21 protein-coding genes are annotated in these 26,254 nt (G+C 61.6%); 15 read left to right on the top strand and 6 right to left on the bottom strand.

Annotated elements, in window-relative coordinates:
* Positions 1 to 347: 347 nt before the first annotated feature.
* The 4 genes from BUB62_RS05060 to BUB62_RS05045 all read right to left on the bottom strand — a co-directional run bounded on the left by BUB62_RS05060 (position 348) and on the right by BUB62_RS05045 (position 5,081).
* Entirely contained in the window at positions 348 to 734 is a 387-nt protein-coding gene (locus tag BUB62_RS05060) for a hypothetical protein (RefSeq protein WP_073106976.1), read from the bottom strand.
* A 47-nt stretch (positions 735 to 781) separates the two neighbouring features.
* Positions 782 to 1,438 (bottom strand): HupE/UreJ family protein, encoded by a 657-nt coding sequence (locus tag BUB62_RS05055; RefSeq protein WP_234988633.1) that lies wholly within the window; start codon positions 1,436 to 1,438, stop codon positions 782 to 784.
* Positions 1,439 to 1,478: 40 nt separating this feature from the next.
* Entirely contained in the window at positions 1,479 to 2,804 is a 1,326-nt protein-coding gene (locus tag BUB62_RS05050) for a tetratricopeptide repeat protein (RefSeq protein ID WP_073106974.1), read from the bottom strand.
* A 159-nt stretch (positions 2,805 to 2,963) separates the two neighbouring features.
* Entirely contained in the window at positions 2,964 to 5,081 is a 2,118-nt protein-coding gene (locus BUB62_RS05045) for a DUF4331 family protein (protein ID WP_073106972.1), read from the bottom strand.
* 427 nt (positions 5,082 to 5,508) lie between these two features.
* On the opposite strand from BUB62_RS05045, the gene hscA reads away from it, so the two are divergent.
* The 14 genes from hscA (at position 5,509) to BUB62_RS04975 (ending at position 22,745) form a co-directional block, all read left to right on the top strand.
* Positions 5,509 to 7,368 carry a Fe-S protein assembly chaperone HscA gene (gene hscA / locus BUB62_RS05040; RefSeq protein ID WP_073106969.1) on the top strand — a complete coding sequence of 620 codons (1,860 nt, stop codon included), beginning with the start codon at positions 5,509 to 5,511 and terminating at the stop codon, positions 7,366 to 7,368.
* A 201-nt stretch (positions 7,369 to 7,569) separates the two neighbouring features.
* Entirely contained in the window at positions 7,570 to 10,968 is a 3,399-nt protein-coding gene (gene secA, locus BUB62_RS05035; RefSeq protein ID WP_073106965.1) for a preprotein translocase subunit SecA, read from the top strand.
* Between the two features lie 97 nt (positions 10,969 to 11,065).
* Positions 11,066 to 11,746, top strand: coding sequence for a deoxyribose-phosphate aldolase (gene deoC / locus BUB62_RS05030; protein WP_073106962.1), 681 nt, complete (start codon positions 11,066 to 11,068; stop codon positions 11,744 to 11,746).
* Positions 11,727 to 12,275 carry a hypothetical protein gene (locus tag BUB62_RS19270; protein WP_073106960.1) on the top strand — a complete coding sequence of 183 codons (549 nt, stop codon included), beginning with the start codon at positions 11,727 to 11,729 and terminating at the stop codon, positions 12,273 to 12,275. The genes deoC and BUB62_RS19270 overlap by 20 nt, the downstream gene beginning before the upstream one ends.
* Before the next feature lie 136 nt (positions 12,276 to 12,411).
* Positions 12,412 to 13,608, top strand: coding sequence for a M20 metallopeptidase family protein (locus BUB62_RS05020; protein WP_073106957.1), 1,197 nt, complete (start codon positions 12,412 to 12,414; stop codon positions 13,606 to 13,608).
* 51 nt (positions 13,609 to 13,659) lie between these two features.
* Positions 13,660 to 14,472, top strand: coding sequence for a hypothetical protein (locus BUB62_RS05015; RefSeq protein WP_143164034.1), 813 nt, complete (start codon positions 13,660 to 13,662; stop codon positions 14,470 to 14,472).
* A 229-nt stretch (positions 14,473 to 14,701) separates the two neighbouring features.
* The gene (locus BUB62_RS05010; protein WP_073106952.1) at positions 14,702 to 15,151 is read left to right on the top strand and encodes an Hsp20/alpha crystallin family protein; all 450 of its coding nucleotides are present in this window, start codon (positions 14,702 to 14,704) and stop codon (positions 15,149 to 15,151) included.
* Between the two features lie 213 nt (positions 15,152 to 15,364).
* Positions 15,365 to 16,861, top strand: a complete 1,497-nt coding sequence (locus tag BUB62_RS05005; RefSeq protein ID WP_073106950.1) for a Do family serine endopeptidase — start codon at positions 15,365 to 15,367, stop codon at positions 16,859 to 16,861.
* A gap of 203 nt (positions 16,862 to 17,064) precedes the next feature.
* Complete coding sequence (amaB, locus tag BUB62_RS05000) at positions 17,065 to 18,660, top strand: L-piperidine-6-carboxylate dehydrogenase (protein WP_084538836.1); 1,596 nt, start codon at positions 17,065 to 17,067, stop codon at positions 18,658 to 18,660.
* 282 nt (positions 18,661 to 18,942) lie between these two features.
* On the top strand, positions 18,943 to 19,506 hold the full coding sequence (locus tag BUB62_RS04995; protein WP_073106947.1) for an RNA polymerase sigma factor: 564 nt from the start codon (positions 18,943 to 18,945) through the stop codon (positions 19,504 to 19,506).
* Between the two features lie 90 nt (positions 19,507 to 19,596).
* Positions 19,597 to 20,313, top strand: a complete 717-nt coding sequence (locus tag BUB62_RS04990; RefSeq protein ID WP_073106944.1) for a hypothetical protein — start codon at positions 19,597 to 19,599, stop codon at positions 20,311 to 20,313.
* Positions 20,310 to 21,476 (top strand): DUF4097 family beta strand repeat-containing protein, encoded by a 1,167-nt coding sequence (locus BUB62_RS04985; protein WP_143164033.1) that lies wholly within the window; start codon positions 20,310 to 20,312, stop codon positions 21,474 to 21,476. Before BUB62_RS04990 ends, BUB62_RS04985 begins: the two co-directional genes overlap by 4 nt.
* Before the next feature lie 147 nt (positions 21,477 to 21,623).
* Positions 21,624 to 22,181, top strand: a complete 558-nt coding sequence (locus BUB62_RS04980) for a PPC domain-containing DNA-binding protein (protein WP_084538835.1) — start codon at positions 21,624 to 21,626, stop codon at positions 22,179 to 22,181.
* A 42-nt stretch (positions 22,182 to 22,223) separates the two neighbouring features.
* The gene (locus BUB62_RS04975; RefSeq protein WP_234988632.1) at positions 22,224 to 22,745 is read left to right on the top strand and encodes a PaaI family thioesterase; all 522 of its coding nucleotides are present in this window, start codon (positions 22,224 to 22,226) and stop codon (positions 22,743 to 22,745) included.
* A 340-nt stretch (positions 22,746 to 23,085) separates the two neighbouring features.
* On the opposite strand, the gene BUB62_RS04970 is transcribed toward BUB62_RS04975, so the two are convergent.
* Complete coding sequence (locus BUB62_RS04970) at positions 23,086 to 24,642, bottom strand: DNA integrity scanning protein DisA nucleotide-binding domain protein (RefSeq protein WP_159437407.1); 1,557 nt, start codon at positions 24,640 to 24,642, stop codon at positions 23,086 to 23,088.
* Positions 24,643 to 24,870: 228 nt separating this feature from the next.
* A complete protein-coding gene (locus BUB62_RS04965) occupies positions 24,871 to 25,671 on the bottom strand; it encodes an energy transducer TonB (protein WP_073106934.1) in 801 nt (266 codons plus the stop codon).
* Positions 25,672 to 25,784: 113 nt separating this feature from the next.
* Between BUB62_RS04965 and BUB62_RS04960 the strand changes: the two genes are divergently transcribed.
* Positions 25,785 to 26,219 carry a RidA family protein gene (locus BUB62_RS04960; RefSeq protein ID WP_073106931.1) on the top strand — a complete coding sequence of 145 codons (435 nt, stop codon included), beginning with the start codon at positions 25,785 to 25,787 and terminating at the stop codon, positions 26,217 to 26,219.
* Positions 26,220 to 26,254: the final 35 nt, after the last annotated feature.

The raw sequence follows: 26,254 nt of genomic DNA, 5'->3' as shown, positions 1-26,254 counted from the left end.
TTAGCAGACGAACGGATGGCGTTGCGGCGCTGGTTCAGCACCTGCGCACGATGCGCGTGGAGGCTGGCGATATTGCGGACCTTGTGGGCCTGCTCCTGCGGCAGATGGGCGGGCGAGGCCACGGGTTGAGCAAGGGCTTGAAGTGGCAGTCTGATGCCAGCTGACCGCACAGCGGGGTTGGCCGGAGCGACCGAAAAAGTTGTAACGGAAGGTTGCATACCATCGGGAAATGGCGACCGGGCATGGCAAAGCATCTGCCAGCGGCCGCAGGGTAAAAAAGACAAGACGAGCAGCCGCAGTCTGGTGCGCGCGGTGCTTAGCCGGCCCGTTCTAGGCCAGCCCTCGACTTATCCCCGACGGGGTGGTGCGTATAATTTCCCTTCAAAGCCCGTCTGCACCCGCAGAATAATACCCGGTCCAAAATTTCGGGCGCGCCGAAATACGGCGTTGGGAAGTACTACAGAAGCTGTGAGACAGTGCAGATCGATGCCTTTGCTGAGCGTGAGCAGCTGGTGCGGCGTGAGGGGCTTGATGTTTTTGGTCAGCGTGGGCTGGTCGCCGTTGCAGGTGCTGAAGCAGTCGAGACGCAGGTAGTTCTGCTGCTGGCACGTTTTGCTATGCACGTAAGGATGCGCGGCCGTGTAGCGCGGCGGCTCCGGCCGGTTCACCAGGCCCGCGCACACTACCAGCAGGTAGGGGCAGAGCAGCAGCAAAACGAGGACGGAGCGCAGCATTTTAGAAATTAGTAATGAGGAATTTATAATGAGCAACTGAAAGCATTTCAGGCGAAGAAAACCCGCTCTACCGTCCAGTACGCTGCTACCAGGCCGATGATAACCGAAGCCGGCACCACCACGCGCTGCTTGTACCAGGGCTTGTGAGCAAACCAGTGACCGATGAGCAGCCAGGCCAGCAGAATTACCGAAACCTGCCCCAATTCCACGCCCACGTTGAAGGAAATCAGCGACTCAAAAAACATGGAGCGCGGCAGCCCTAGCGAGGTAAGGGCGCTGGCGAAACCCATGCCGTGAATCAGCCCGAACCCGAACACAATGGCCACGCGCCACGGATTCAGCCGCTCGGCAAAGATGTTTTCGATGGCCACAAACAGGATGGACAGCGCAATGACCGGCTCAATAATACCGGCCGGCGGGTTGATGAAGCCATAAATAGCCAGCCCCAGCGTGATGGAGTGGGCCACCGTGAAGGCCGTGGCCTGCCACAAAACCGGCTTCAGCCGCGGCTCCAGGAAGAAAATACTGAGCACGAACAGAATATGATCCAGGCCCAGCGGCAGAATGTGCGTGTAGCCCAGCTTGATATAAGTCCAGGCAATGTCGGTGCGCGACAGCTTGCTCAAGTCCACATCCAGCACGTGCGCCGCGGCCAGCTGCGGCAGCGCCATGAGCAGCAGCACCAGGGCAGAGCCGACCGCCAAGCGGCCGGAAGCTTTTGTCAGGGCCGGAGCAAAATGCCCCTTAGTTAGCGGCCAGCAGCTTTTTGCCTTCATCAGCCAGGTCCATGCTCAAATACGGATTCGTGCTCAGCGCCTTGCGAATCAGGGCCTGGCCCTCGGCGGCGTTACCGTTTTTGGTGGCAATCAGGCCGGCGCGGCACAGCAGCGTTGGGTTCTGCGACCTGGTGCGCCGGGCTTTAGCCATGTAGGTCTGTGCGTCCTTATATTCGCCGCGCTTGTAGTGCACCCAGGCCCGGGTTTCGTTCACATCGATGTTGTCGGGGCGGCGGTCGTATTCCAGCTTGGCGTGCGCCAGGGCTTTGTCCAGCTCGTTGGTTTTGAGGTAGGCGTAGGCCAGTTCCCGGTCGGCGTAGTGGCCCATTTCCTCGTTTTCGTCGGCCTCCTTGGCATCTTCGGCCAGCATCGAAATGGCTTCCTTGGCCATTTGCGTGGCTTTGGCCGGCTCGTGGTTCAGGCGGTACAGATCCGTCAACTCGTCGGCGAAGGCGTAGTCCTTCACCGTAGCGCGGGCCTTGCGGAAGTACTCGATGGCCGCCGGATAATTCTGACGGGCTTTTTCCACCCGGCCCAGGCCGGCCAGCGCGTAGGCATAAAAAGGTCGCTCCTGCAAGGTCTGCCGGTACTGGTTTTCAGCCTTAATCAAGTCGCCGGTATTCTCATACAGGTGTCCCAAGGTAGTGCGGGCCCACCCGGTCTGCTCCAAGCCCGGATAGCCTGCTTTAGCGGCCATATCCATAGCTTCTATAGCCCCCGGATAGTCGCCATAAATCTCGCGCAGATACGACACACGGGAATAAGAGCGCAGATCAGGCCGCACCTGGTTCATCTTGTCGGCCATCTTCACGGCTTCGTCATAGCGGCCCAGTTCTACATTAGCGTCGCAGAGCAAGCCATATACGAAGGCATTGTGCGGATTTATTTCCACTGCCTGCTGCGCCACGGCCAGTCCTTCGGAGAAGTGGTGCTGGGTGAGGCACAACGAAGCTTTGCAGCACAGTGCCTCAAAGTTTTTGGGTTCTTTTTTCAGAATGCCGTTCAGCAGCTGCATGGCGGCCATATCGTAGTACGGGTGGTCGCCGGTCACGCGCGCCTCCTGCATATACGCCTGGGCCAGCAGCAGCTTGGGCTTGTTATCGTCGGGCTTGGCCCGGATTTCCGCCATCAGACCACCGATGGCATTTTTGGTATTCAGCCATTCCCCGCCCAGGGTAAGGTCGCCGTGGCGCTCTTTCAGCTTTGGAATGAGTTCGGGCTTACGGAAGAAAAAGAGGGCCGCGATAGCCGCTCCAAAGCAAAGCACCAGAATTGGGTAGAGATACTTACGCAAAGCTTTTATTTAAGAAGTGGGTAAAAGAGGCCAGCGTAGCGCTGGCCTCTGATAGTTCCAAAAAGATAGCCGGGCTCATCCGGGCCCGGCTATCAATTTACCACAATATCGACACGGCTGCAAATAGACTGGCTTGGCAACTGTGCCGATATGCTATGGCTAGTTGGTATGAACGAGCTTGATGGATTGCAGCACCGTTGCGCCCGATTTTACGGTAGCAATATAGGTGCCGGCAGCCAGCGTAGGCACTTTCCAAACGAAGTCGTAGGTGCCGGCTTTATGCTCTTTGTTATTGAAGACCGTAGCTACTTTGCGACCCATCATATCCGTCACAGTCAGCGTCAGTGGCCCGGCTTTAGCTACTTCGTAGTGGAAAGTAGTCCGCTCGTTGAACGGGTTAGGATAGTTTTGACCGATTGCCACCGGCGATGACTGCAGGCCCAAAGCAGAGCTTCCACGCTGCGAAGTCACGGTTGGCTGCGCTTTGGTGCCGCTCCATGGAAGCTGCATGTAAGGGAACGCCGCCCGGAGCGTAGTATCGTTGCGCTCTATGCCCGTGGTGAAGGTCAGTACGTTGTTCAGCTGAGGTGTAACCGGATTGGTAGCCGCAGGACCGAAATCGTCATACCACAGACCCAGCGAAGCCAATACAACACCGCCAACTGCTTGCAGCTCAATACGTACCACGTCATCTTCCAAACGACGGCCGTTCGGGAAACCATCCATGTTTGGAATGGCCTGCAGAGTAGTAGTCGTGTTGAACCGTGCGTCCGTCAGACCCAATACCGCAGCGGCCAGCAGCCCTTCCGAGCTGAAGTCAGCCGAGTTACGGGGCGTGGTGGGCACAGCCATATTCAGGCGCAGCATATCACCCAGTGTAGGCAGGAAGTTGTTGATGAAGGGCTTGCCGGCAGCCAATGGGTTGCCGTTTTTGCCGGTAGCCAACTGATACGGAGCTAAGTTTGGAACACCCGTCTGGAAGATTGGCAACAAGTCTACCGAGCGGGGCTTACCAGCCTGAAGCAGGATAGGACCGTAGGTAGGGTCGGCAAATACAGTTCCGGCGCGTTGCGCCGTCGTCAGCACCGACAGGCCATTGGCCCCGTTGCGGAAGTCAAATCCATTAGCGGGTAGCCCCGTTCTGCCAGCCAACGATTTCGACTGGATGCGCAACTTGTTAAAGCCTGGAACCGCTTCACCATAATACGTTTGTCCCGGAGGCTTAGGAGCCGCCCCATTGACCGGGTTGTCATCAGCCATGTACAGGCTCAACTCAGGGTTCACGAAGTTGGTATCAAATGCCCGGTTCTCATTATAAGGTGTGCGAGCATTGTACTCGTCCTTATTACCAATCGGGTTTACTACTTCGTTGGTCAGCGGCATACCCAGGCGAGATACCTGCACGTAAGCACCCGAGGTAGTCTGAGTACCATCTGTGTTCAATGTACGGATAGCGGGCCGGCTGGCCGAAGCCCATACCCCGATTACGTAGTCCGGGTCGAGAATATTAGCTGCCTGCGCGCCGGTTTTGCCAGTTTTCTGCAACGCCGAAATCGGAATCTGCAGGGCAATGGCATTGGCGTTTTTGTGGTACAAGCCGTCGCGGGCGCTGGCCGAGCGGATGCCGCCCAGATCCTCAATGCCGCCAATATCTACGAAGAAAGGATCATCAACCGGTCCGCAAAACACCCGACCCCCGCCAGAGGGCAGGTTCTGAATGCCACCATTGAAGAGCGCCTCATAGCTGGCCGCGCCCAAACCGGCAGCACCGGTAATAGCGCGTGGGCCTACGTTGTAGGGCGGCACAATACCATTGGTTACCAACGTCGTGAAAGCCGCACCTTTTATGCTCTGCTCAAGCGTATACGTCGTTTTCAGGTTTTCCTTGCCCAACCGGATATTGAAGTGGGTAGTAGGATCCTGGTTTGTGCGCGTAAACGTGAAGCGGTAGGTGATATCATCGCCGACAGTCGTCGCGTCATTCTTGACGTGAATCTCGTAGCGGATATTTTCCCCGAAATGATAATAGTTCGGACCACCCTGAGGCAGCTGGAACGGAATGAAGTTGGCGATGATATTAATCATCTCCGAATTGGTAGGGTCACGGAAGGCGTAAACGTCCGTGTTGTCAGCCAACAGGTCATCGGCGATGAGCGGGGCTTCGCGGTGGCTGGAAGCCTCCAGACGGGTGTTTTGGCCGCTCCAGGCCAGCGCGCCTACCACGGCCGTGGCCGCCAGCGAGAGGTGGAGAATCGGACGCGTAAAGGTCTTTTTCATGATCAGAAAAGGGAAAAGTGGATAAAAAAGGCATGCACCAGCCAGCCTGAAATCTCAGGTGGCAAAAGAGAACGGCGGCAATAGGGAAGGAGCGGGGGTAAGCAGGATAGAAACGCTGACGACCGGCAGGCGGCGGGTAGCGAAGCAGATAAGCCATCCGAAACGGAGGCACAGTAGAAAGGAGTAGTAGGGCTTACAGCCACTTACAAAATCACATACGGGGGCCAACCCGATTCCGGTTTGCGTGGTGTAGAACTTTTCGGTAAAAAATTTGGGCATTGTCTTTCCCCTGCCCACTAGCAGCGGCCCCCCGAAAACCAGCCCGGCATTTCTTCGCTACTTTTGACCCCCCAAAGTGGCCCCGGCTGTCTATAGCGCATCCGCCACTTTCTCACCCCCGCGCCTCGGCGCGCCGCCCTCTACTCGCATGGCTAAAGTCGCAATCAACCTTTCCACCGGCACTATTCAGCAGGAAGAAATCATCGTCGGTATCGACCTGGGCACTACCAACAGCCTGGTAGCCTACATCCACCCCGACGGCCGGCAGCCCGTGGCCATCAACGACCTGGACCGCGGCACCATCGTGCCTTCGGTGGTGCACTTTCCGGCCGGCGGGCAGGAGCCTATCGTGGGCACCGAGGCCAAGGAATACCTGCTCACCGATCCGCAGAACACGATTTACTCGGTGAAGCGCCTGCTGGGCAAAAGCTACCAGGACCTGGGCGGCCACGCCGCCGACCTGGGCTACAAAGTCATCGACGACAACTCCGAGGGCCTGGTGAAAATCCGCGTCGGCGACCGGTTCTACTCGCCCATCGAGCTGAGCGCGGAGATTCTGAAGGAGCTGCGCACCCGCGCCGAGCACGCCCTGAAAACGCCCGTAAACCGCGCCGTAATCACCGTGCCGGCCTACTTCAACGACTCCCAGCGCCAGGCCACCCGCGACGCCGGCCGACTCGCCGGGCTGGAAGTGCTGCGCATCGTGAACGAGCCCACCGCCGCCGCGCTGGCCTACGGCATTGGCTTGAGCCCTGATGAGGAAAAAACCGTGGCCGTGTACGACCTCGGCGGCGGCACCTTCGACGTGAGCATTCTGCGTATTCAGCAGGGCATCTTTGAAGTGCTCAGCACCAACGGCGACACGTATCTGGGCGGCGACGACCTGGACCGCGCCATCATCAACCACTGGACGGCCCAGCACAACCTGAGCGCCGCCGTGGCTGCCAGCGGCCCGCTGCAGCAGGAGCTGCGCCTGCTGGCCGAATCGGCCAAAAAGTACTTGAGCCAGCACGACGACTTCGGGGCCAACTTCAACGACTTGGTGCTGCGCCTCACCAAAGCCGAGTTCAACGACCTGATCCGGCCGCTGGTGGCCCGCACCATCGACTCGTGCCGGCAGGCGCTGGCCGATGCCCGGCTTACCCCAAAAGACCTCGACGCGGTGCTGCTGGTGGGCGGCTCCACGCGCGTGCCGCTGGTATACGATTCGGTGTCGGAGTTCTTTCAGCAGCCCGCCAACAACTCGCTCAACCCCGACGAGGTGGTGGCGCTGGGCGCGGCCATTCAGGCCGATATTCTGGCCGGCAACCGCCGCGATGTGCTCCTGCTCGACGTAACGCCGCTCACGCTGGGCATCGAAACCCTGGGCGGGCTGATGGACCCGATTATTCCGCGCAACTCCAAGATTCCGACCAAAGCCGGCCGCCAGTACACCACCTCCGTGGACGGGCAGGTGAACCTGAAAATATCCGTGTATCAGGGCGAGCGGGACTTGGTGAAGGAAAACCGCAAGCTGGCCGAGTTCGACCTGCGCGGCATTCCGGCCATGCCCGCCGGCTTGCCCAAAGTGGACGTGAACTTCCTGCTCAACGCCGATGGCATCCTGCAGGTGGAGGCCATTGAGCTGCGCTCCAACACCCGGCAGGCGGTGGAGATAAAGCCCCAGTACGGGCTCACCGACGAGCAGGTGGAGCAGATGCTGATGGACTCGCTCACCCACGCCCGCGAAGACGTGTCGGCCCGCATGCTGATTGAGGCCCGCACCGTGGCCGAGCAGATGATTTACCAAGTGGAGCGCTTCGTGGACAAGAATTCGCAGTACCTCACCGAGGACGAAATCACCCAGACCGCCGCCCAGACCCAGAACCTGCGCGAGGCCCTCGAAACCGGCGACAAAGACACCATTCTGGCCGCCGTGGATATGCTGGAAGCCCTGACCAGCCCATTTGCCGAGCGGGTAATGAACATTTCTATCCGGCAGGCTATGGCCGGCAAAAAGATAGAGTAGCCCGGCCGCCCAGCCGGTCATTTCCGGCTTGCGCCGCCTGACAACAATGCACACCCAGCAAACCCCGCACACTCTTTGAGGTGCGGGGTTTTGTCGTTTCGGAGGTCGGGGCGGTGAATAGCAGGTGATTTGGCCGGGAGATTCCCGAAAATCGCCTTAAATTTGAGGTACGCCCCGGCGTTTCAGCTTAACAAGACCAGTATGTTAGATTTCTTTGGGAAGACCGTCGCCAAGCTTTTCGGGACCAAATCGGACCGTGACTTGAAGGAGATTATCCCGTATGTAGCGCTTATCAACGCCGAATATGCCAAACTGGCACAGCTCTCCGACGACCAGCTCCGCGAGCAGACCCAGCAGGTGCGCAACCGCATCGACGCCCACCTGAAGGGCCTCGACGACCAAATCAGCGCCCTGCACGAGCGCATCAGCGCCGACCCGAATCTGGACATTACGCAGAAGGAGAAGGTCTTCGACCAGATTGATGAGCTGGAAAAGCAGCGCAACAAAGAGTTGGAAGCCGTGCTGCTGCAGGTGTTGCCGCCGGCCTTCGCCATTGTGAAGGAAACGGCTCGCCGCTACAAGGAAAACGGCCAGCTGGTGGTAACGGCCACTGACTTCGACCGCGAAATTGCCTCCCGCAAGAGCAACGTCACCATCAGCGGCAACCAGGCTACCTGGAGCAACAAGTGGACCGCCGCCGGCGCCGAAATCACCTGGGACATGGTGCACTACGACGTGCAGCTGCTCGGGGGCGTGGTGCTGCACCAGGGCAAGATTGCCGAAATGGCCACCGGTGAGGGTAAAACCCTCGTTTCGACCTTGCCTTCTTTCCTCAATGCCCTAGCCAAGCGCGGCGTGCACCTGGTAACCGTCAACGACTACCTGGCCAAGCGTGACTCCGAATGGAACGCGCCGCTGTTCGAGTTTCACGGCATCACCGTGGACTGCATCGACAAGCACCAGCCCAACACCGACGCCCGCCGCCGCGCCTACGCCGCCGACATCACCTACGGCACCAACAACGAGTTCGGCTTCGACTACCTGCGCGACAACATGGCCCGCGAAACCGAGGAGCTGGTGCAGCGCAAGCACCACTACGCCATGGTCGACGAAGTGGACTCGGTGCTGATTGACGACGCCCGGACCCCGCTCATCATCTCCGGCCCCGTGCCCCGCGGCGACGTACACGAGTTCTACCAGCTCAAGCCCCGCATTCAGCTGCTGGTGGATGCGCAGAAGAAAATTGTGCAGAACTACCTGGTGCAGGCCCGCAAGCTTATTGCCGAAGGTAAGGACGGCCCCAAGGAAGGCGACGGCGGCCTGATGCTATTCCGCGCATACCGCGGCCTGCCCAAGAGCAAGCCGCTGATTAAGTATCTGTCGGAAACCGGTATCCGGGCCGTATTGCAGAAGGTGGAGAACCACTACCTGGCCGACAACCAGCGCCAGATGCCCGAGGCCGATATGCCGCTGTTCTTCACCATTGATGAGAAGAACAACCAGATTGAACTGACCGAAAAAGGCATCGACCTGATTACGGCCCAGGGCGAAGACCCGCACATGTTCATCATGCCCGACATCGGGATGGAAATTGCGGCCATCGAGAACAATAAGGCCGTGAGCACCGAGGACAAGCTGCACCGCAAGGAGCAGCTGATGGCCGACTACAACGAGAAATCGGAGCGGGTCCACACCGTGAACCAGCTGTTGAAGGCCTACACGCTGTTTGAGAAGGACGACCAGTACATCCTGACCGACGACGGTAAGGTGAAAATCGTGGACGAGCAGACCGGCCGCGTGATGGAAGGCCGCCGCTACTCCGACGGCCTGCACCAGGCCATTGAGGCCAAGGAAAACGTGCGCGTGGAAGACGCGACGCAAACCTATGCCACCGTGACCCTGCAGAACTACTTCCGCATGTACCACAAGCTGGGCGGCATGACCGGTACGGCCGAAACCGAAGCCGGCGAGTTCTGGGAAATCTACAAGCTGGACGTGGTGGTGATTCCGACCAACCGCGGCATTTCGCGCAAGGACGAGCACGACAAGGTGTACAAGACCGTGCGTGAGAAGTACAACGCCGTGGCCGACGAAATCCAGACCCTGGTGCAGGCCGGCCGGCCCGTGCTGGTGGGTACCACCTCGGTGGAGATTTCGGAGCTGGTGAGCCGGATGCTCAAGTTCAAAGGCATCAACCACCAGGTGCTGAACGCCAAGCAGAACCAGCGCGAGGCCGAGATTGTGGCCGCCGCCGGCTACCCCGGCACCGTCACCATTGCCACCAACATGGCCGGCCGCGGCACCGACATCAAGCTGCGCGAAACCTCCAAGGAATCGGGCGGACTGGCCATCATCGGCACCGAGCGCCATGAAAGCCGCCGCGTAGACCGGCAGCTGCGGGGCCGCGCCGGCCGCCAGGGCGACCCGGGTTCCTCCCAGTTCTTCGTGAGTTTGGAGGACAACCTGATGCGTTTATTCGGCTCCGACCGCATTGCCAAGCTCATGGACCGCATGGGCCTGGAGGAAGGCGAAGTGATTCAGCACTCCATGATTACCAGCTCCATTGAGCGGGCCCAGAAGAAGGTAGAGGAAAACAACTTCGGCACCCGCAAGCGCCTGCTCGAGTACGACGACGTGATGAATGCCCAGCGCGAGGTGGTGTACAAGCGCCGCCGCAACGCCTTGTTCGGCGAGCGGCTGGAGCTGGACATCTGGAACATGATTTATGACGTCTGCGACGATCTGGTGGCCATCCACAAAGGCACCAACGACTTCGAGAGCTTCCAGCTGGCCATCATCCGCGTGTTCGGCTACGACACGCACATCACCCCGCAGCAGTTCAGCGCCCTGCCCGCGCCGCAACTCAGCCAGAAGCTCTACGACGAGGCCCTGGGCTACTACTACAGCAAGAACGACCACATTGCCGGCAACACCCTGCCATTGGTAAACGACTTGCTGGCCAACAATGCGCCCTACGAAAACATCGCCATTCCCTTCACCGATGGCCGCAAGCAGGTAACGGCCGTGGCCAATCTGCGCAAGGCCCAGGCCAATGGCGGCCACGAGGCCATCCGCGGTATGGAAAAAGTAGTGGTGCTTTCGACCATCGACACGGCCTGGACCCAGCACCTGCGCCAGATGGACGACCTGAAGCAGGTGGTGCAGAACGCGGTGTACGAGCAGAAAGACCCGCTTTTGGTGTACAAGTTCGAGTCGTTTGAGCTGTTCAAGCTGATGATCGGCAAGGTGAACGAGGAAACGGTTTCGTTCCTCTTTAAGGCCGACGTGCCCATGAACCAGCAGCCCGGCCACGCCGAGGAGGTGGAGTACTACATCGAAGACGAGCTGCCCAAGCCCGCCCCGGCCCCCAAGCTGAAGGCCGAGAAGGAAGTGTCGTCCGTCTCGCTCGGGGCCGGCCCGGAGGATATGGGCCCCGAGGATCTGCCGGTAGAAAAGCAAGTGCCCGTGCGCAGCCAGAAAGTGGCCAACCGCAATGAGAAAGTAAGCGTGCAGTATATGGACGGCCGCGTGGTGCGCGACGTGAAGTACAAGAGCGTGGAAGACGACCTGGCCCACAACCGCTGCGTGCTGGTGGACTAAGGAGTTGAACTCGGCTTTGCCGGAAAATTGAGTACTATTAAGTGGCAGGTGCGTTCCGGTGGAACGGCCTGCCACTACTCGTTTATATCACCTTATCATGAGCAAGAAGTTCACCGACCTCGCCGCCCGCATCGACCACACGCTGCTGCGCCCCGATACCACCCAAGCCCAGATTGCCCAGCTCTGCGCCGAGGCGGCGGCGGCCGGCTTTGCCTCCGTATGCGTGCCGCCGTGCTACGTGCGCTTTGCCGCCGAGCGGCTCCAGGGCTCCGGCGTGCCCGTTTGCACGGTTATCGGCTTTCCGCTGGGGTATCAGATTACCAAGGTGAAGTTCTTCGAGGCGCACCAAGCGCTGGCCGATGGCGCTACGGAGCTGGATATGGTGATGAACGTGGCCGCGTTCAAATCGGGGCGGCTGGAGGAAGTGGAGGATGAAATCGGGCAGTTGGCCGAGCTGTGCCACTTCCGGCAGGCCCTGCTGAAGGTGATTATTGAAACGGCTTTGCTCACGGAAGCGGAAATCCTGGCGGCCTGCCAGCTGTGCGTGGCCGCCGGGGCCGACTTCGTGAAAACCTCCACCGGCTTCGCCAGCCGGGGCGCATCGGTGGCCGATATTGAGCTGATGCGCAAGGCGTTGCCGGGGGATATGCGCATCAAGGCATCCGGCGGTATCCGCACCCGGGCGGCGGCCCTCACGCTGGTAGCCGCCGGGGCCGACCGCATCGGGTCGTCCAATAGCTTAGCTTTGCTGGCAGAAAATGAAAACCCTGCTTCCTAACGTGCTGCTATTTCCTGCCCTGCTGGCGCTGGGTGCCTGCGCCGCCTCCGGGCCCGCCGCCACCAGCGCCGCCCAGGCCCCCGATACCGCCCGCCGCGCCCCGGCCGCCGTGGTGCCCGAAGACCTGAGCCGCTACCGGCCCGTATTTGCGGCCCCCAAACCGGCGGCCGCGCCCGCCGCCGGGGCCAAAACCTTCGTCGCGCCCACCAACCACGTAAATGCTCAGGTGGAGCAGCGTCTGCGCGACCAGGCCTACACCAACCAGAACGTGAAGTACGCCCAGGGCTTCCGCATCTTGGCCTACGTGGGCCTGGAGCGCGACCAGGCCATGGCCATTCGCCGGGCCGTCATCAGCCGCTACCCCGAGGAAACCGACTACCTCACCTACAAGCAACCTATCTACCGCCTCTGGGTGGGCGACTACCTCACCCGCCTGGAAGCCGAGCAGGCCATGCTCCGCATCCGGCCCCTGGTGCCCAAAGCCGAGCTACAGTCCACGCAGGTAGTGCTGAATAAAACCACGTTTTAGAACACCGGAACTGTCATGCTGAGCTTGTCGAAGGATCTTTACTGCAATGCTAATTAATTACCGTTGCGGTAGAGATGCTTCGACAAGCTCAGCATGACAACGACAAACGTCTGTCGCTTTTCGCTTGCTCCTTCCCATGCTCCACCTGCTTCCCCGCATCAAAACCCTGGCTGCCGAAGCTGCCGCCGATACCGTGGCGCTGCGCCAGCATCTGCACGCTCATCCGGAATTGTCGTTTCAGGAATTCAATACGGCGGCTTTCGTGAAAGAGCAGCTGGAAAAACTGGGCCTGCATCCGCAGCCGATGGCCACTACGGGTCTGGTCGTGCTCATTGAGGGCCAAAACCCCGGCCGGCGTGTGGTGGCGCTACGCGCCGACATGGACGCGCTGCCCATTCAGGAGCAGAACGAGGTGCCATACCGCTCCCGGAACCCGGGCGTGATGCACGCCTGCGGCCACGACGTGCATACGTCGTCGTTGCTGGGCACGGCCCGCATTCTGAGCCAGCTGCGCACCGAGTTTGAGGGCACCGTGAAGCTGATTTTTCAGCCCGGCGAGGAGCTGCTGCCTGGTGGAGCTTCGCTGATGATTCAGGAAGGCGTGCTGAAAAACCCCGCGCCGGCCAGTATTCTGGGGCAGCACGTATTTCCGTTGCTGCCGGCCGGCAAAATCGGGCTGCGGGCCGGCCGCTACATGGCCAGCACCGACGAGCTGTACCTGACCGTGCGCGGCAAGGGCGGCCACGGGGCCATGCCCGAGCAGAATATCGACCCGGTCCTGGTGGCGGCCCACATCATTGTGGCGGCCCAGCAGATTGTGAGCCGGCGCGCCAACCCCAAGCTGCCCTCGGTGCTGTCGTTCGGCAAAGTCATTGCCAACGGCGCGACCAACGTCATTCCCAACGAAGTGAAGCTGGAAGGCACGTTCCGGACCCTGAACGAGGAGTGGCGCGAGGAGGCGCATGGCCACCTGCGCCGGCTGGTGGAAGGGCTGGCCGAATCGATGGGGGCCACCTGCGAGCTGGAAATCCGGCGCGGCTACCCGTATCTGGAAAACGAGCCGCAACTTACAGCCCGCACCCGCGCCGCCGCCGAAGAATACCTGGGGGCCGAAAATGTAGTGGAGCTGGATCAGTGGATGGCCGCCGAAGACTTCGCCTACTACTCGCAGGCCGCCCCCGCGTGCTTCTACCGCCTGGGCACCCGTGCCGCCGATGGCCGCTTCGCCGCCTCCGTGCATACGCCCACCTTCGATATCGACACCAAAGCCCTGGAAACCGGTCCCGGCCTGATGGCCTGGCTCACGCTGCGCGAGCTGGCGGCCGAAGACTAAACGCTGCCCACTCGCCGGATTCGGCTTTTCTCAACGCCATATACTTACCCAATGTTCAGGTTGCTACGCTTATCTGCTCTGATACTACTGCTGGCTGTTCACCCCGCGCTGGCTCAGCGACGCACGGTGAATGGGCTTGGCTTGCGGCCCAATCTGCAGGCCGAATATGCCCTGCACGGCGACGACTACGTGCTGGTTGGCATCAGCACCCCCCTGAGCACGGGCGGCTACCAGGGCCTGAACCTCGACCGGCTGGGACTGAATGCCGGCTACGAGCACTTCTGGAACGCCCGCTGGAGTGCCGGGGCCACCCTGGGCGCGGACGCGTACACGGCCACCCGCAACGGCGGCGATGTGCTCTATCTGTTCCTGGATGCGCGTCCGGAGCTGTTTGGGCGGCACTGGAACACGATTGGGAGCTTCAACTTCCGCCAACGGTTGGGAGTGGAATATCAGGTGCTGGGCGGCCCGGGCAGCCAAAACCGCGCCCTCACCAGCCTGCGCCTCGATCTGGACCGGCTGATTCCGCTGGGCCGCTTGGCGCTACGGCCCCGGCTGGCCTATGAAGCCCGCGCCTACCTGCGTCTGCAGCGCGACGAAACCCAGGAAAAAGAGCGGGTTATCGACTTCGGGACGCTACGGGCGGAGCTGGGGGTGCGCGTGTCGCCCCGCTTCGACTTCACGCCCTGGGTGGCCTCCCAAACCACTTACCTTAATACCATACCTCAGTTCGACGCGAATAATAACCAGATTTCGGGCGGCCGTACCAATGTCGTGACCCCGGTAGTAGGCTTGGATCTGCGCCTGACGCTGTTCCGGGGCGGCACCGTGTTCGAGCGCCGCCAACTGCCGACTCAGCACTAATTGTTGGTGTGGGTGACATAATGGCGGGATAATAAAAAGTACAAAATCGTTGTTTAGAAATGATGGGCGTTGCTCTTAGGACAAAGTGTGAATAATTGACAAGATCGAATAAATGAAATCAGGACTTTTTGTCTTGAAATAATATCTTAGGCTGGTTGGTACAGAATTTATTGGTAGGAGGCGTACCGCAACCGGTGCTTAACCTTCAAACCTTAACATTCTGCATATCATGGCAACTCTCGTTTATAACAACCGCCCTTCCGTTCGTCCTTCCCGCGCCGCGTTCAGTTCTGTGCTGAATGAGCTGCTGCGCGACCAGCAGGTAGCCGCCACCACGCCCGGCAACTCCTTTGTGCCTCAGGCTGACGTGCTGGAGTCGGCGGCCGGCTTTGAGCTGCTGCTCCCGCTGCCCGGCGTAGCCAAAGACACCGTGGCTATTGACTTTCAGGAGGGCAACCTCGTAATTAGCGGGGAGCGCAAAGCCCCGGCTACCGAGGGTGAAGAGGCCCCGAAGTTCCGCCGCGTCGAAACCGCCTACGGCACCTTCACCCGCACTTTCCGCCTGCCCGACACCGTGGATGCTACCGCCATCGGGGCCGAAATGACCGACGGCGTACTGCGCGTTACGCTGCCCTTCGATACCAAAAAAGTGACCAAGCACCACATTGAAGTGCGTTAATTTCGCATCAGCCCACCCAAGGCCGGCAGAAAAGACACCCCGGCGGTGTCTTTTTTGTTGGCTTCGGTGTTAGTAGATTCGGGTGCGGAATGCAACGCTATACCACGCGGCGCGACTCTAGCGTTAGCAGGCCGGCGGCGCAGCCCGAATTTGGTTTTCGGCCGTAACTTCCCACTACCTCTTTTTTTCAACCCAATCCTCATTTCAACACCCATGCAAGCAAAACAGATGATGCTCGGCCTGCTCGGTTCCGCGGTTCTTGGCGGCGGCGTGGCCGTGGGTGGGTACAAGCTACTGGAGCCCGAGCGCACCAATGCGCCCGCCGTAGTGGCTGCCGACCCCAACGTGCGCTACACCAGCGAATTGAAGAGCACCAATTATGTAGTGCCCGAAGGCCTGAACTTCGTGGCCGCCGCCTCTTCCGTGACGCCGGCCGTGGTGCACGTGATGACCGAGTACGGCCCGAAGCAGAGCGACCAGAACGCGGCCATGCGCATGGACCCCTTCCTGCGTCAGTTTTTCGGCGATGATGCCGAGCAGTTTCATGGCCGCCAGGGGCCGCAGATGGGCTCCGGCTCCGGCGTTATCATTGCCGCCAACGGCTACATCGTGACCAACAACCACGTCATCGACAAGGCCGACAAGATTGAGGTGGTGATGGACGATAAGCGCAAGTTCGAGGCTGAGCTGGTGGGCACCGACCCCAACACCGATCTGGCCCTGCTCAAGGTGAAGGCCGATAATCTGCCCTTCGTACGCTACGGCAACTCCGACAACGTGAAGATCGGGGAGTGGGTATTGGCCGTGGGCAACCCCTTCAACCTGAACTCGACCGTGACGGCCGGTATCATCTCAGCCAAGGGCCGCAACATCAACATTCTGCGCGACCGGCAGGGCATGGGCATCGAGTCCTTCCTGCAGACCGACGCCGTGGTGAACCCCGGCAACTCGGGCGGCGCTTTGGTAAACCTGAACGGCGACCTGATCGGTATCAACTCGGCTATTGCCTCACGCTCGGGCGCTTTCGAGGGCTACTCGTTTGCCGTGCCCAGCTCCATTGTGAGCAAGGTGATTGACGACCTGCTGAAGTACAAAGTAGTGCAGCGTGCCCTGCTGGGCGTGAACATGCGCGAAGTAGATGCCACCCTGGCCTCCGAAAAGAAGCTCAGCACCCTGAACGGCGTGTACGTGGTGGGCCTCACGGCCAACAGCGCCGCCGCCGAGGCCGGCCTGAAGGAAGGCGACATCATCACGGAAATCAACGGGGCCAAAGTAAACACCTCCTCGCAGCTGCAGGAGCAGGTGGCCCGCTTCCGCCCCGGCGACAAGATCAAGGTTGGCTTCCTGCGCGGCTCCGAGGCCCGCATCACCAGCGCCACGCTGCGCAATGCCACCGGCACCACCGAAGTGGTGCGCGAAAGCACCGGCCTCAAGTACGAAGGCGCCACCATATCGCCGGTGAGCCGGCAGGAGCTGAATAAGCTGGGCCTGGATGGCGGGGCCAAAATCACGGGCATCAAGGGCTCCAACTTCAAGGAAACCGGCATTTCCGACGGCTTCATCATCACCCGCATCGACAAGAACCGCGTCAGCAATCCGCAGGACGTGCAGCGCTACCTAGAAGATGCCAAGAACGGCGACGGCACGCTGGTAGAAGGCGTGTACCCCGATGGGCGCAAGGCGTATTACCCCATTGGCCAGTCGAACTAACAGCTTGGTGCGATAACCGAAAGTCCCCGTCAGCTACTGGCGGGGACTTTTTTTGCCTTCGGTGGTCAGGACCGCCCGTTGGGGGGCGCAGGCGAGGGTGGGTTGGCAGACGTTGGTGCCGCCCGGCCCGCGCCTATTTGCTAGCTTTACGCTCCGGTAGTCTCTCCCGCCAACCCAATCCCATCCACCCCACTCTACTTCCCATGAAACAAGCCTTCGAAGAAGCCGTTGCCACCGGCGACGCGCCGGCCCACGCCGATCCGCACGGCATCCAGCACGTATTGCGCGAGCTGGGCGTGCAGCCCCAGAATGCCGCCTACAGCACCGGCCGGGCCTGGGGCGGCAGCACCACCGACCTGAAAACCGTCTATTCGCCCGCCGATGGCCGCAAGATTGCCGCCGTGCACATGGCGTCGGAGGAAGACTACGAGCAGGTGGTGCGCACGGCCCAGGAAGCTTTCAAAACCTGGCGGCTGATGCCGGCCCCGAAGCGCGGCGAAATCGTGCGCCAGATCGGCAATAAGCTCCGCGAGTTCAAGGAGCCGCTGGGCAAGCTGGTGAGCTACGAGATGGGCAAAATCATGCAGGAAGGCCTGGGCGAAGTGCAGGAAATGATTGACATCTGCGACTTCGCCGTGGGCCTGAGCCGGCAGCTGCACGGCTTCACCATGCACTCCGAGCGCCCCGCCCACCGCATGTACGACCAGTATCAGCCGCTGGGCATTGTGGGCATCATCTCGGCCTTCAACTTCCCGGTGGCCGTGTGGAGCTGGAATGCCATGCTGGCCGCCGTGTGCGGCGACGTAAGCATCTGGAAGCCCTCGGAGAAAACCCCGCTGGTGGCCGTGGCCGTGCAGCACATCATCAAAGACGTGCTGGCCGAAAACGACGTGCCGGAAGGCGTGTTCAGCGTTATCATCGGCGGGGCCGAAATTGGGGCCGCTATGGCCGCTGATGGGCGGGTGCCGCTGGTATCGGCCACGGGCAGCACGCGTATGGGCAAGAAAGTGGGCGAAGTAGTGGGCGGCCGCCTGGGCCGCGCCCTGCTGGAGCTGGGCGGCAACAATGCCATCATTCTGACGCCTCACGCCGACCTGGATATGGCTATGCGGGCCGTGGTGTTCGGAGCCGTGGGCACCGCCGGGCAGCGCTGCACCACCACGCGCCGTCTCATCATCCACGAGTCCATTTTCGAGGATGTGAAGCAGCGCCTGCTCGCCATTTACCCTAAGCTGCCCATCGGCAATCCGCTGAAAGAAGGCACGCTCGTAGGTCCGCTGATTGATACGCAGGCCGTGGAAATGTTCACCAAAGCTCTGGCGGCCGTGCAGGCCGAAGGCGGCAAGCTGCTCACCGGCGGCCAGGTGCTGGAAGGCGCCGACTACCCGACTGGCACCTACGTGCAGCCGGCGCTGGTTGAGGCTAAAAACGAGTACCACACGGTGCAGGAAGAAACCTTCGCGCCCATTCTGTACCTCATCAAATACTCGGGCGGGGTGGATGATGCCATTACGCTGCAGAATGGCGTGAAGCAGGGCCTGTCGTCCAGCATCTTCACCCTGAACATGCGCGAGGCTGAAGCCTTCCTCTCCGCCACCGGCTCCGACTGCGGCATTGCCAACGTGAACATCGGCACCTCGGGCGCCGAAATCGGCGGGGCGTTCGGCGGCGAGAAGGAAACCGGCGGCGGCCGCGAGTCGGGCTCCGACGCCTGGAAAGTATACATGCGCCGCCAGACCAACACCATCAACTACTCCGACCAGCTCCCGCTGGCCCAGGGCATCAAGTTCGACGTGTAAGCTCCGCTCTGGCGTCGCAAAAAAGCCTGTTCCGGAAGCGGAGCAGGTTTTTTACGTTTTATGAGAAAATGAATAAACTAACCCCGGTGCAACCACTGTTTCACTGCCGGAAAGAGGAAATAGGTAGTGAGAGAGTGAATGGGCGAATGCGGGCCCGCCATGCAACCCCCGCGGCCGCCCGCTTGTCTTTTCCGCACTTACCCATCAGCACTAGCAGCTAAGCCCGGAAAGGTGGATATTTACATTCCCTCAGATTCCACTTCAACGCCAACCCAGGATCGTATGGAGGCCTTTGCATACACCGACATCAACGCTCCACTCGTGGAGCGCTGCCGCCTGGGCGACCGGCGCGCCCAAGCCGAGATTTACAAGCGCTACGCCAAGGCCATGTTCAACGCTGCCGTGCGCATCACCGGCGACTACGCCGAGGCGGAGGATGTGCTGCAAGAGTCGTTTCTGAGCGCTTTTCGCGAGCTGCACAGCTACAAGGGCGACTCGTCGTTCGGCTCTTGGCTCAAGCGCATCGTCATCAACAAAAGCATCAACTGCCTGCGCAGCCGCCGCCTGCAGCTGGTGCCCCTGGCCGAGCAGCACGACGCGCCGGCGGCCGAGGAAGCCGACGGCGGCCTCGACCCCGAGGAAGTGTCGTGGCGGGCCGATGTGGTGCGCCGCTGCGTGCAGGAGCTGCCCGACGGCTACCGCGTGGTGCTGAGCCTGTACCTGCTTGAAGGCTACGACCACGCCGAAATAGCCGGCATTATGGGCATCACCGAATCGACGTCCAAGTCGCAATACAGCCGGGCCCGCAAGAAGCTACTGGAGCTGGCCCGCCAGCATGGATTGTAATTTTTGCCATTTGTAAGGCCGGTGGCCCGCCTGCTGCAGGCGGAGTAAAAGAAGGCTGCGGCCGAAAGAATTGTGCGTATAACTACTGACATGAAAGAGAATAAAACCGGACTTGAGGACTTCGTCGGGCACCACCGTGCCGACTTCGACACGTTCGAGCCCCGCCCGGATTTGTGGGATGCCATTGCCCGGGAGCTGGATACTGAGCCGGCCGCCGCCGTGCCAACGGAGTCTCCGTTGCGCATCGTGCCGCTGCACCCGGTCGCTACGCCGGCCCGCCGCCCGCGCTACGCCTACGGCATAGCGGCCACGCTGGCCCTGTTGCTGCTGGCTGGCCTGGGCGTGCTCTGGACGAAGACGGCGAGCCACTCGGCTTGGCTGCCCACCGGCGCAGCTACCGTAGCCGTCAGCCCACCCACCAAACCCGCGCTACGGCCCGAAAACCCCTTTGGGCTGGGTGCGGAGCCGGTAGCAACGGCCGCCGCCGAAGCGCCCGCCCGGCGCGTGGCTTCGGCCGTGCAGCGCATGGAAAGCTACTACGCTATTCAGCTGCGTGAGCGGCAGGCGGAGCTTAACCAGCTGGATGCCCAGCTGCAACAGGCGGCCCCCGCCGACTACCAGCGCGAGCTGACGGCCCTCGACTCGACCTACCAGCAGCTGAAAATAGAGCTGGCGCGCAACCCGGAGCCTGATGTAGTGCTGGATGCCATGAACCGCAACCTGCAGATTCGGCTCGACATTCTGAACCAGCAGCTGCGCACCCGTGCTCAGGTGCAGGAGTACTCGGAAGCCCAGCCCAAGCCATGAAAAAGCGCCCCGCACTGGTCAGATGCGGCTTGCTGGCGCTGAGCCTGCTGGCGGCGGGCAGCCACGCCACTGCCGCCGGCCCGCAGAACGGCAGCAAGCCTCCGGAGCCTACCCAAACCGCGCCCAGTGCCCGCGAAGAGGCCCAGCCGACGCTGTCCAGCGAAAAAAACCGCCGGCTGAGCCGCATCTACCCGGCCGTGGCCGGCCGCTCCTACGCCATTAATACCCGCTACGGCCGCGTGCAGATCAACACTTGGAGCCGTAATGAGATTCGGACCGACGTGGAGATGATAAGCCGCGCCGATACCGACGAAAAGGCCCAGCAGCTGCTCGATATGATGCAGGTGAGCAGCACGGACCAGGATGCCGAAACCGGCGGCGTGGCGTTTCGCTCGCACTTCGGGGCCATGCCCAGGGCCTGTTGGAGCCGCACCAAGCTCTACGAAGTGAACTACACGGTGTGGCTGCCTAAAAACACGCCGCTGCGCGTGCATACGGCCTTCGGCGAAATCAGCATTGCCGACGACCTGACCGGCAGCACCGACCTGGCCGTGGAATACGGCACGCTGCGCACCGGCCGTCTGGAGGGCCCCCAGAATCTGCTGCGCGTGGGCAACGGCCAGGCTACCGTCAGCTTTGCCCGCAAAGCCAGCATCGAAGCCTCTTATTCCAAGCTGCGCCTTGATGAAGGCCAGGCCGTGACGCTGCGCAACAACTACTCCGACATCGACATTGGCACGGTGCAGGACCTGAACGTGCAGAGCAAGTACGGCGAAGTAGCCCTGGGCACCGTGCGCACCCTGCGCGGCACCTCCGGCTACTCCCGCTTCAGCATCGACCGCATCGAGGAGCGCCTGGATATGGCGGTGCAGTACTGCCCCTCGTTTGAGGTGCGCACCACGGGCCGAAACTTCCGCGCCATCAACGTGGATGGCGGCTACAGCACCATTCTGCTCAACTTCCCCGACGGCACGGGCTTCAACTTCGACGTGAACACCCAGCACGGCAAGCTGCTGGTAGATAAGCGCCTGGTGAAAGTAGATGCCGAGGAAAACAGCGTATCGTCGAGCGATATGCAGGGCCGGTTTGGGGTGGTGCCGGTGCGCAACGCGGCGTTGGTGAACGTGAAAGTGCGCTACGGCGACGTGCGGTTCAACCGCTAGAAGCTAGCGTTTAACAATGCAAAAGCCGGCCCGTGCCGGCTTTTTGCGTTCAGGCCTCACGCGCAGTCATTCGGCACAGCCGAGCGACTGGGTGGGGCGTTCCGGTCCGAAGAATGGCGCGTACCTTTGGGCCTAACTCTGCGTTGTATGCGTCTTTTGTATCTCTTACTGCTGCTGTGTCTGAGTGCCCCGGCGGCGCTGGGCCAGCGGCAACCGCCCGTTTCTATGGCTGCTCCGGCTTCTCCTGCTGCCCTTTCTTCGCCCATGCGCACGTATGCGTTGCGTCTTGGCCCCGGTCAGGATCTGCGCCAGCAGCTGCTGGCCTTCACCGAGCAGCACCAGATTCGGGCCGGGGCGGTGGTGACGTGCGTGGGCAGCCTGACTACGGCCACGTTGCGGCTGGCCAACCAGGATGGCCCCACCGTGTACAAGGGCCACTTCGAAATCGTGTCTTTGGTCGGCACGCTTTCTACCAACGGTAGCCACCTGCACCTAGCCATGGCCGACTCCACGGGCCGCACCCTGGGCGGGCATCTGCTCGATGGCAATATCATCTATACCACCGCCGAGCTGGTTATTGGCGTGCTGGAGGAGCTGGATTTTCGCCGCGAAACCGACCCGGTTTCAACCTATAAGGAGCTGACGATTTATCCGGCCCCCAAGCCGGCTCCATTGCCCCGCCGCGCATCGCCCAAAAAGCCTTAACTTGACTGGTGCCCGCTCCGGGGCGCTTTTTTGCTCTTGCCCATGACCTCGCCCACTCCCGCGGCCGCCCTGCCCGCGCCCGCCGATACGCCCCAGGCTGCCGCATTCCGGCGCACCATTTCCAACCCCCTGAAGCTGCGCCTGTTCATGCTGCGCAGCCTGCCGATGGCGTATCTGGCGGGGCTGCGCCTGCGCGAAATCACGCCGGAGCGGGCCACCGTGACGGTGCCGTTTAAGTACCTGACCAAAAATCCGTTTCGCAGCATCTACTTTGCCTGCCTGAGCATGGCCGCCGAAATGGCCAGCGGCGTGCTCTCCATGATGCACACCGAAGGCGGCCGGGTATCGATGCTGGTGGTGGGCCTGGAGGCCGAATTCACCAAGAAAGCCGTAGGCCTGATTGCCTTCACCAGCCCCGACGGCCCGCGCATTGCCCAGGCCATTGCCGAAAGCCGCGCCACCGGCGAAGGCCGCACCGTGGTGTGCACCAGCACCGGCACCGATGAGGCCGGCGACGTGGTGGCTGTGTTCCGCATCACATGGTCGTATCGGGCGAGGCGGTAGCCGAAGAACGAAGCGGCGTAGCGGTGGTAGGTTTGTAGCCGGAAGAAGGCTATGCAAACGAGGGGAAGGGCAGTCTTCGGCTGAGATAGGGCTTCCAAACAATGGGGAGGGCATCTTTCAGCAGAATCATGGCTCCCAGACGTTTGGAAAGCCAGATTTCATCTGAATTCTGGCCTCCAGCCGACGGGAAGGTCATCTTTCGTTTGACTACTGCCCTCCCAAACGATGGGCAGGCGTACTTCCGACTGAAATCTGCCTTCCAAAGCGTTGGGAAGGGCATCTTTCGGCTGAAAACCGGCTTAGCAGTTCTGGCGGCGCGTTGCCTGCCCGGCCAAGGCCATTACTCTTCCCGGATACTGTCTTTGGTAATGACATCGACCAGCCCGTCCTCGCTCACGACTATAGCCATGCAGGGATAAGGGCTGCTTTCTACGTAGCGGATGGCGGAATTGTAGCGGGCGCCGCGGGTGCTGGTGCCGTGGCCGCTGGCCTTGCCGTCCAGAATCACGCCGATGGAATAGCAGTACGATTCGGGGTCGAGCAGCACGGCCCCGTCGATGGCGGTGATGAGGCGGGTAATGAGCGGCGTAAGCGGCACGGGCTCGATGAGCGTGCATTGCAGCTTGAGCCGGTCGGCTTCGGCCAGGGCCTCGGTGGTGATGACCAGCAGCGTGCCGTGCTTCTGGCGGCTGGCTTCGAGCACCACGTCCCAAAGGCGCTCCACTTTGGCCGGGTCGCTCAGCCCGAAAGTTTGTTTGAGGTCTTTGCGGAACCTGGTGCGATTCAGGCGGGTGCGGGGTAGGCTGGGCAGGCCGTAGTGGCTGCGCATCAGCTCCCGCCCATCGTGCTGAAACTCCCAGGCGTAGTGCGTCACGAAGTTGATGAGGAACAGATCTTCGCGGGTGGCATCGTAGGTGCCGATCTGGCGGCCCAGGGCATACACATTTTCGCCGTCGGCGAGCAGGCTCACATCGGCGGTGGTCATTTCGAGCAGCTTGCGCACGGCCCGGTAGTCGGTGAGCGGGGTGGGGCAGGTGAGGGCAAACACTTCCTCCAGATTGGGGTGGCGGCGGCGGGCCAGCAGCAGCTTGCCCACGCCCTCAGCCCCTTCGTAGCGCAGCGAGGAAATGGTATTGCAGGTGGTAAAGAGCTTGGCCGCCGCGGGGCTCATGCCCAGGGCCTGGGCCGGCGTATCCATCAGCAGCTTGCCGGCGGCGCGCAGCAGCTCCTCGGTTTCGCGGGGGCGCACCAGCAGCCCCGAGCCCGGCTCCGGCTCCGTGAGCGACTTGATACACTCCTCATGAAAGCGGAACATGGCCGCCATGATGAGCGAAGGAGCCAGCGGCCGGCCATCGGTGTAGAAGCGGTCGGGGCGCAATGACGGGTGCAGGCGCAACGCTTTGCGGTTCAGCCGCAGCACCGTCAGCACGTAGAAATCGCCGATCTGGATGGGCCAGCCGGCGAAGTACTGCTGCTTGCCGGTGGGCGAGTCCAGCGCATCGAGCACTTCCTGCATGGCGCGTCGCAGACCCAGCGCGTGGTGGCGACGCTCGGCAATTTCGGCGGTCATGTGCTCCCGCTCGGGCATGGGCCAGGGCTCGGTGCGCTGAAAATACTGGCCCCGGGCCGATACGTCGCGGAAGTGGCTCAGGTCAAGGCCGCAGTCGGCGGGTTCCAGGCAGGCGGCTTCGGCGGTCGTGTGGGCCAGCGGAATGCCCACGAGCAGCACATCGGGGTCCAGCTCCTCATCCAGCGCATCAAAAATGCCCACTGCCACGGCCTGGGCCGCCTGCCGGAAGCGGGCCTGGTAGGGCCAGATGGTCAGCGCATCCGCAGGTGGCGAAGGCTGCATGGGGGCCACGGGCGGGGCTGAAAGGAGGGGCAGGGGAGCAAGCATACGGTAATGGGAGGGAGGAATACGATGGGCAGGACGAGCGGCACGGCGGAATATTGTAAGTGTCTGCTCCGGTACGGCGGCTTTTTCCGCCGTCGGCCGGTCGCCGCGAGAACAACTGATGACAACGACGACCGGTCCGACGGCGGAAAAGCCGCCGGACCGGAGCATCGACCAGGCCGCCGTCGTAAAGATGCTTTAGCCGCCAGAGGCGTTGCAGGCAAGCCAGCGCTACAACTGAAAGATAACCGGAAGCACCATCTTTTGCTTCACCGGCTTGCCCTGAAACCGGGCCGGCTCCCATTTGGGCGCGGCTTTTATCAGGCGCAGGGCTTCCTCATCGAGGCCCGAGCCCAGGCGCTTGCCGGCCAGCTTCACGTCGGTCAGCGAGCCGTCGGGCTGAATCATGAACTCTACCGGCACGCGGCCTTCGATTTTGCGCTGGCGGGCCAGGTCGGGGTAGCGCTGGTTTTTCTGAATCCATTCGAAAAAGGCCTCGGTGCCGCCCACGGGCCGGGCGGGCTGCTCGGCTTTCACCACGGTGGGGCCGCCGGGGCTGGTCGGGACGGTCTGCTCCTCGGCGGTGGCCGGGGCGGGGCCGCCGGCACCCAGCGGCAGGAGAAAGGAAATAGGCACCGTGACGCGCTGCCGCACCCGGCCGCCGCGGTGCTCGGCCGGGGTCCATTTCGGCCCGCCTTTAATGAGGCGAATGGCTTCCGCATCCAGGGCCGGACTGAGGGGCTGCAGTACGGCTACGTTGGAAATCACGCCCGACTTTTCCACCACAAACGTCACGTTCACGGTGCCTTCCAGGCCGCTTTGCAGGGCTTTGGTGGGGTATTGCTGATTTTTGGCGAGGTAGCCGGCGTAGGCCTGCAGGCCGCCCACAGGCACAGCAGGCTTCTGCACGGCATCGTAGATCTGGTCGGGCTGGGGCTTCGGATATTTGAGCTTTTTCTGGGCCTGGGCCGCGGAGAGCGAAACGGCGCTGAGCGCCCCGAGCAGCACGAGCCGGCGGAGGAAAGGAAGCATAGCAGCAGGAATTAGAAGGGAAACAACGCCCGGTGGCCCGGCAACAACCGCACCACCCCACAAACGCGCCTTTGGGCGTACGGATTGCGCCGGAATTCGGTAGTTTTGACTCTATGGCACCTGACGAAACCTCCACCGCCCACAACTCCAGCCGCGCCCCCGAGCCGGTGGGCCTCTATCCGCACGCCCGCCGGGCCGGCAATCTGCTGTTTCTTTCCGGCGTAGGCCCGCGGCAGCGCGGCCAGAAAACCGTGCCCGGCGTGGAGCTGGATGAAGACGGCAACATTCTCAGCTACGACTTCGAAAGCCAGTGCCACGCCGTGTTTCAGAACGTGCGCTACATTCTGGAAGAGGCCGGGGCCCGCTGGGAAGACCTGGTGGACGTGACGGTGTTTCTGACCAACATGAAGGACGATTTTCACGTCTACAACCGCCTCTACGCCGAGTATTTCGCCAGCAGCCAGCCCTGCCGCACCACGGTCGAAATCAACTGCCTGCCCACGCCCATTGCCATCGAGCTGAAGTGCGTGGCAGTGGTGAAAGGCTGAGGGCCGTAGCGCGAACATCTGTTTCGCGTCGAGCG

Origin of the sequence: Hymenobacter daecheongensis DSM 21074, assembly GCF_900141805.1 — a bacterium.
In the GTDB taxonomy this organism is placed as follows: domain Bacteria; phylum Bacteroidota; class Bacteroidia; order Cytophagales; family Hymenobacteraceae; genus Hymenobacter; species Hymenobacter daecheongensis.
Note: the sequence above shows the minus strand (reverse complement) of the source record. Positions and strands in the feature narration are given on the sequence as shown.

Coding starts and splice junctions, on each gene's coding strand:
- BUB62_RS04990 (WP_073106944.1), top strand. CDS start 19,597: ATGAAAGAGAATAAAACCGGACTTGAGGACTTCGTCGGGCACCACCGT.
- BUB62_RS04980 (WP_084538835.1), top strand. CDS start 21,624: ATGCGTCTTTTGTATCTCTTACTGCTGCTGTGTCTGAGTGCCCCGGCG.
- deoC (WP_073106962.1), top strand. CDS start 11,066: ATGAGCAAGAAGTTCACCGACCTCGCCGCCCGCATCGACCACACGCTG.
- BUB62_RS05015 (WP_143164034.1), top strand. CDS start 13,660: ATGTTCAGGTTGCTACGCTTATCTGCTCTGATACTACTGCTGGCTGTT.
- BUB62_RS04965 (WP_073106934.1), bottom strand. CDS start 25,671: ATGCTTCCTTTCCTCCGCCGGCTCGTGCTGCTCGGGGCGCTCAGCGCC.
- amaB (WP_084538836.1), top strand. CDS start 17,065: ATGAAACAAGCCTTCGAAGAAGCCGTTGCCACCGGCGACGCGCCGGCC.
- BUB62_RS04975 (WP_234988632.1), top strand. CDS start 22,224: ATGACCTCGCCCACTCCCGCGGCCGCCCTGCCCGCGCCCGCCGATACG.
- BUB62_RS04970 (WP_159437407.1), bottom strand. CDS start 24,642: ATGCTTGCTCCCCTGCCCCTCCTTTCAGCCCCGCCCGTGGCCCCCATG.
- secA (WP_073106965.1), top strand. CDS start 7,570: ATGTTAGATTTCTTTGGGAAGACCGTCGCCAAGCTTTTCGGGACCAAA.
- BUB62_RS04985 (WP_143164033.1), top strand. CDS start 20,310: ATGAAAAAGCGCCCCGCACTGGTCAGATGCGGCTTGCTGGCGCTGAGC.
- BUB62_RS05005 (WP_073106950.1), top strand. CDS start 15,365: ATGCAAGCAAAACAGATGATGCTCGGCCTGCTCGGTTCCGCGGTTCTT.
- BUB62_RS19270 (WP_073106960.1), top strand. CDS start 11,727: ATGAAAACCCTGCTTCCTAACGTGCTGCTATTTCCTGCCCTGCTGGCG.
- BUB62_RS05060 (WP_073106976.1), bottom strand. CDS start 734: ATGCTGCGCTCCGTCCTCGTTTTGCTGCTGCTCTGCCCCTACCTGCTG.
- BUB62_RS04995 (WP_073106947.1), top strand. CDS start 18,943: ATGGAGGCCTTTGCATACACCGACATCAACGCTCCACTCGTGGAGCGC.
- BUB62_RS05020 (WP_073106957.1), top strand. CDS start 12,412: ATGCTCCACCTGCTTCCCCGCATCAAAACCCTGGCTGCCGAAGCTGCC.
- BUB62_RS05010 (WP_073106952.1), top strand. CDS start 14,702: ATGGCAACTCTCGTTTATAACAACCGCCCTTCCGTTCGTCCTTCCCGC.
- hscA (WP_073106969.1), top strand. CDS start 5,509: ATGGCTAAAGTCGCAATCAACCTTTCCACCGGCACTATTCAGCAGGAA.
- BUB62_RS04960 (WP_073106931.1), top strand. CDS start 25,785: ATGGCACCTGACGAAACCTCCACCGCCCACAACTCCAGCCGCGCCCCC.
- BUB62_RS05045 (WP_073106972.1), bottom strand. CDS start 5,081: ATGAAAAAGACCTTTACGCGTCCGATTCTCCACCTCTCGCTGGCGGCC.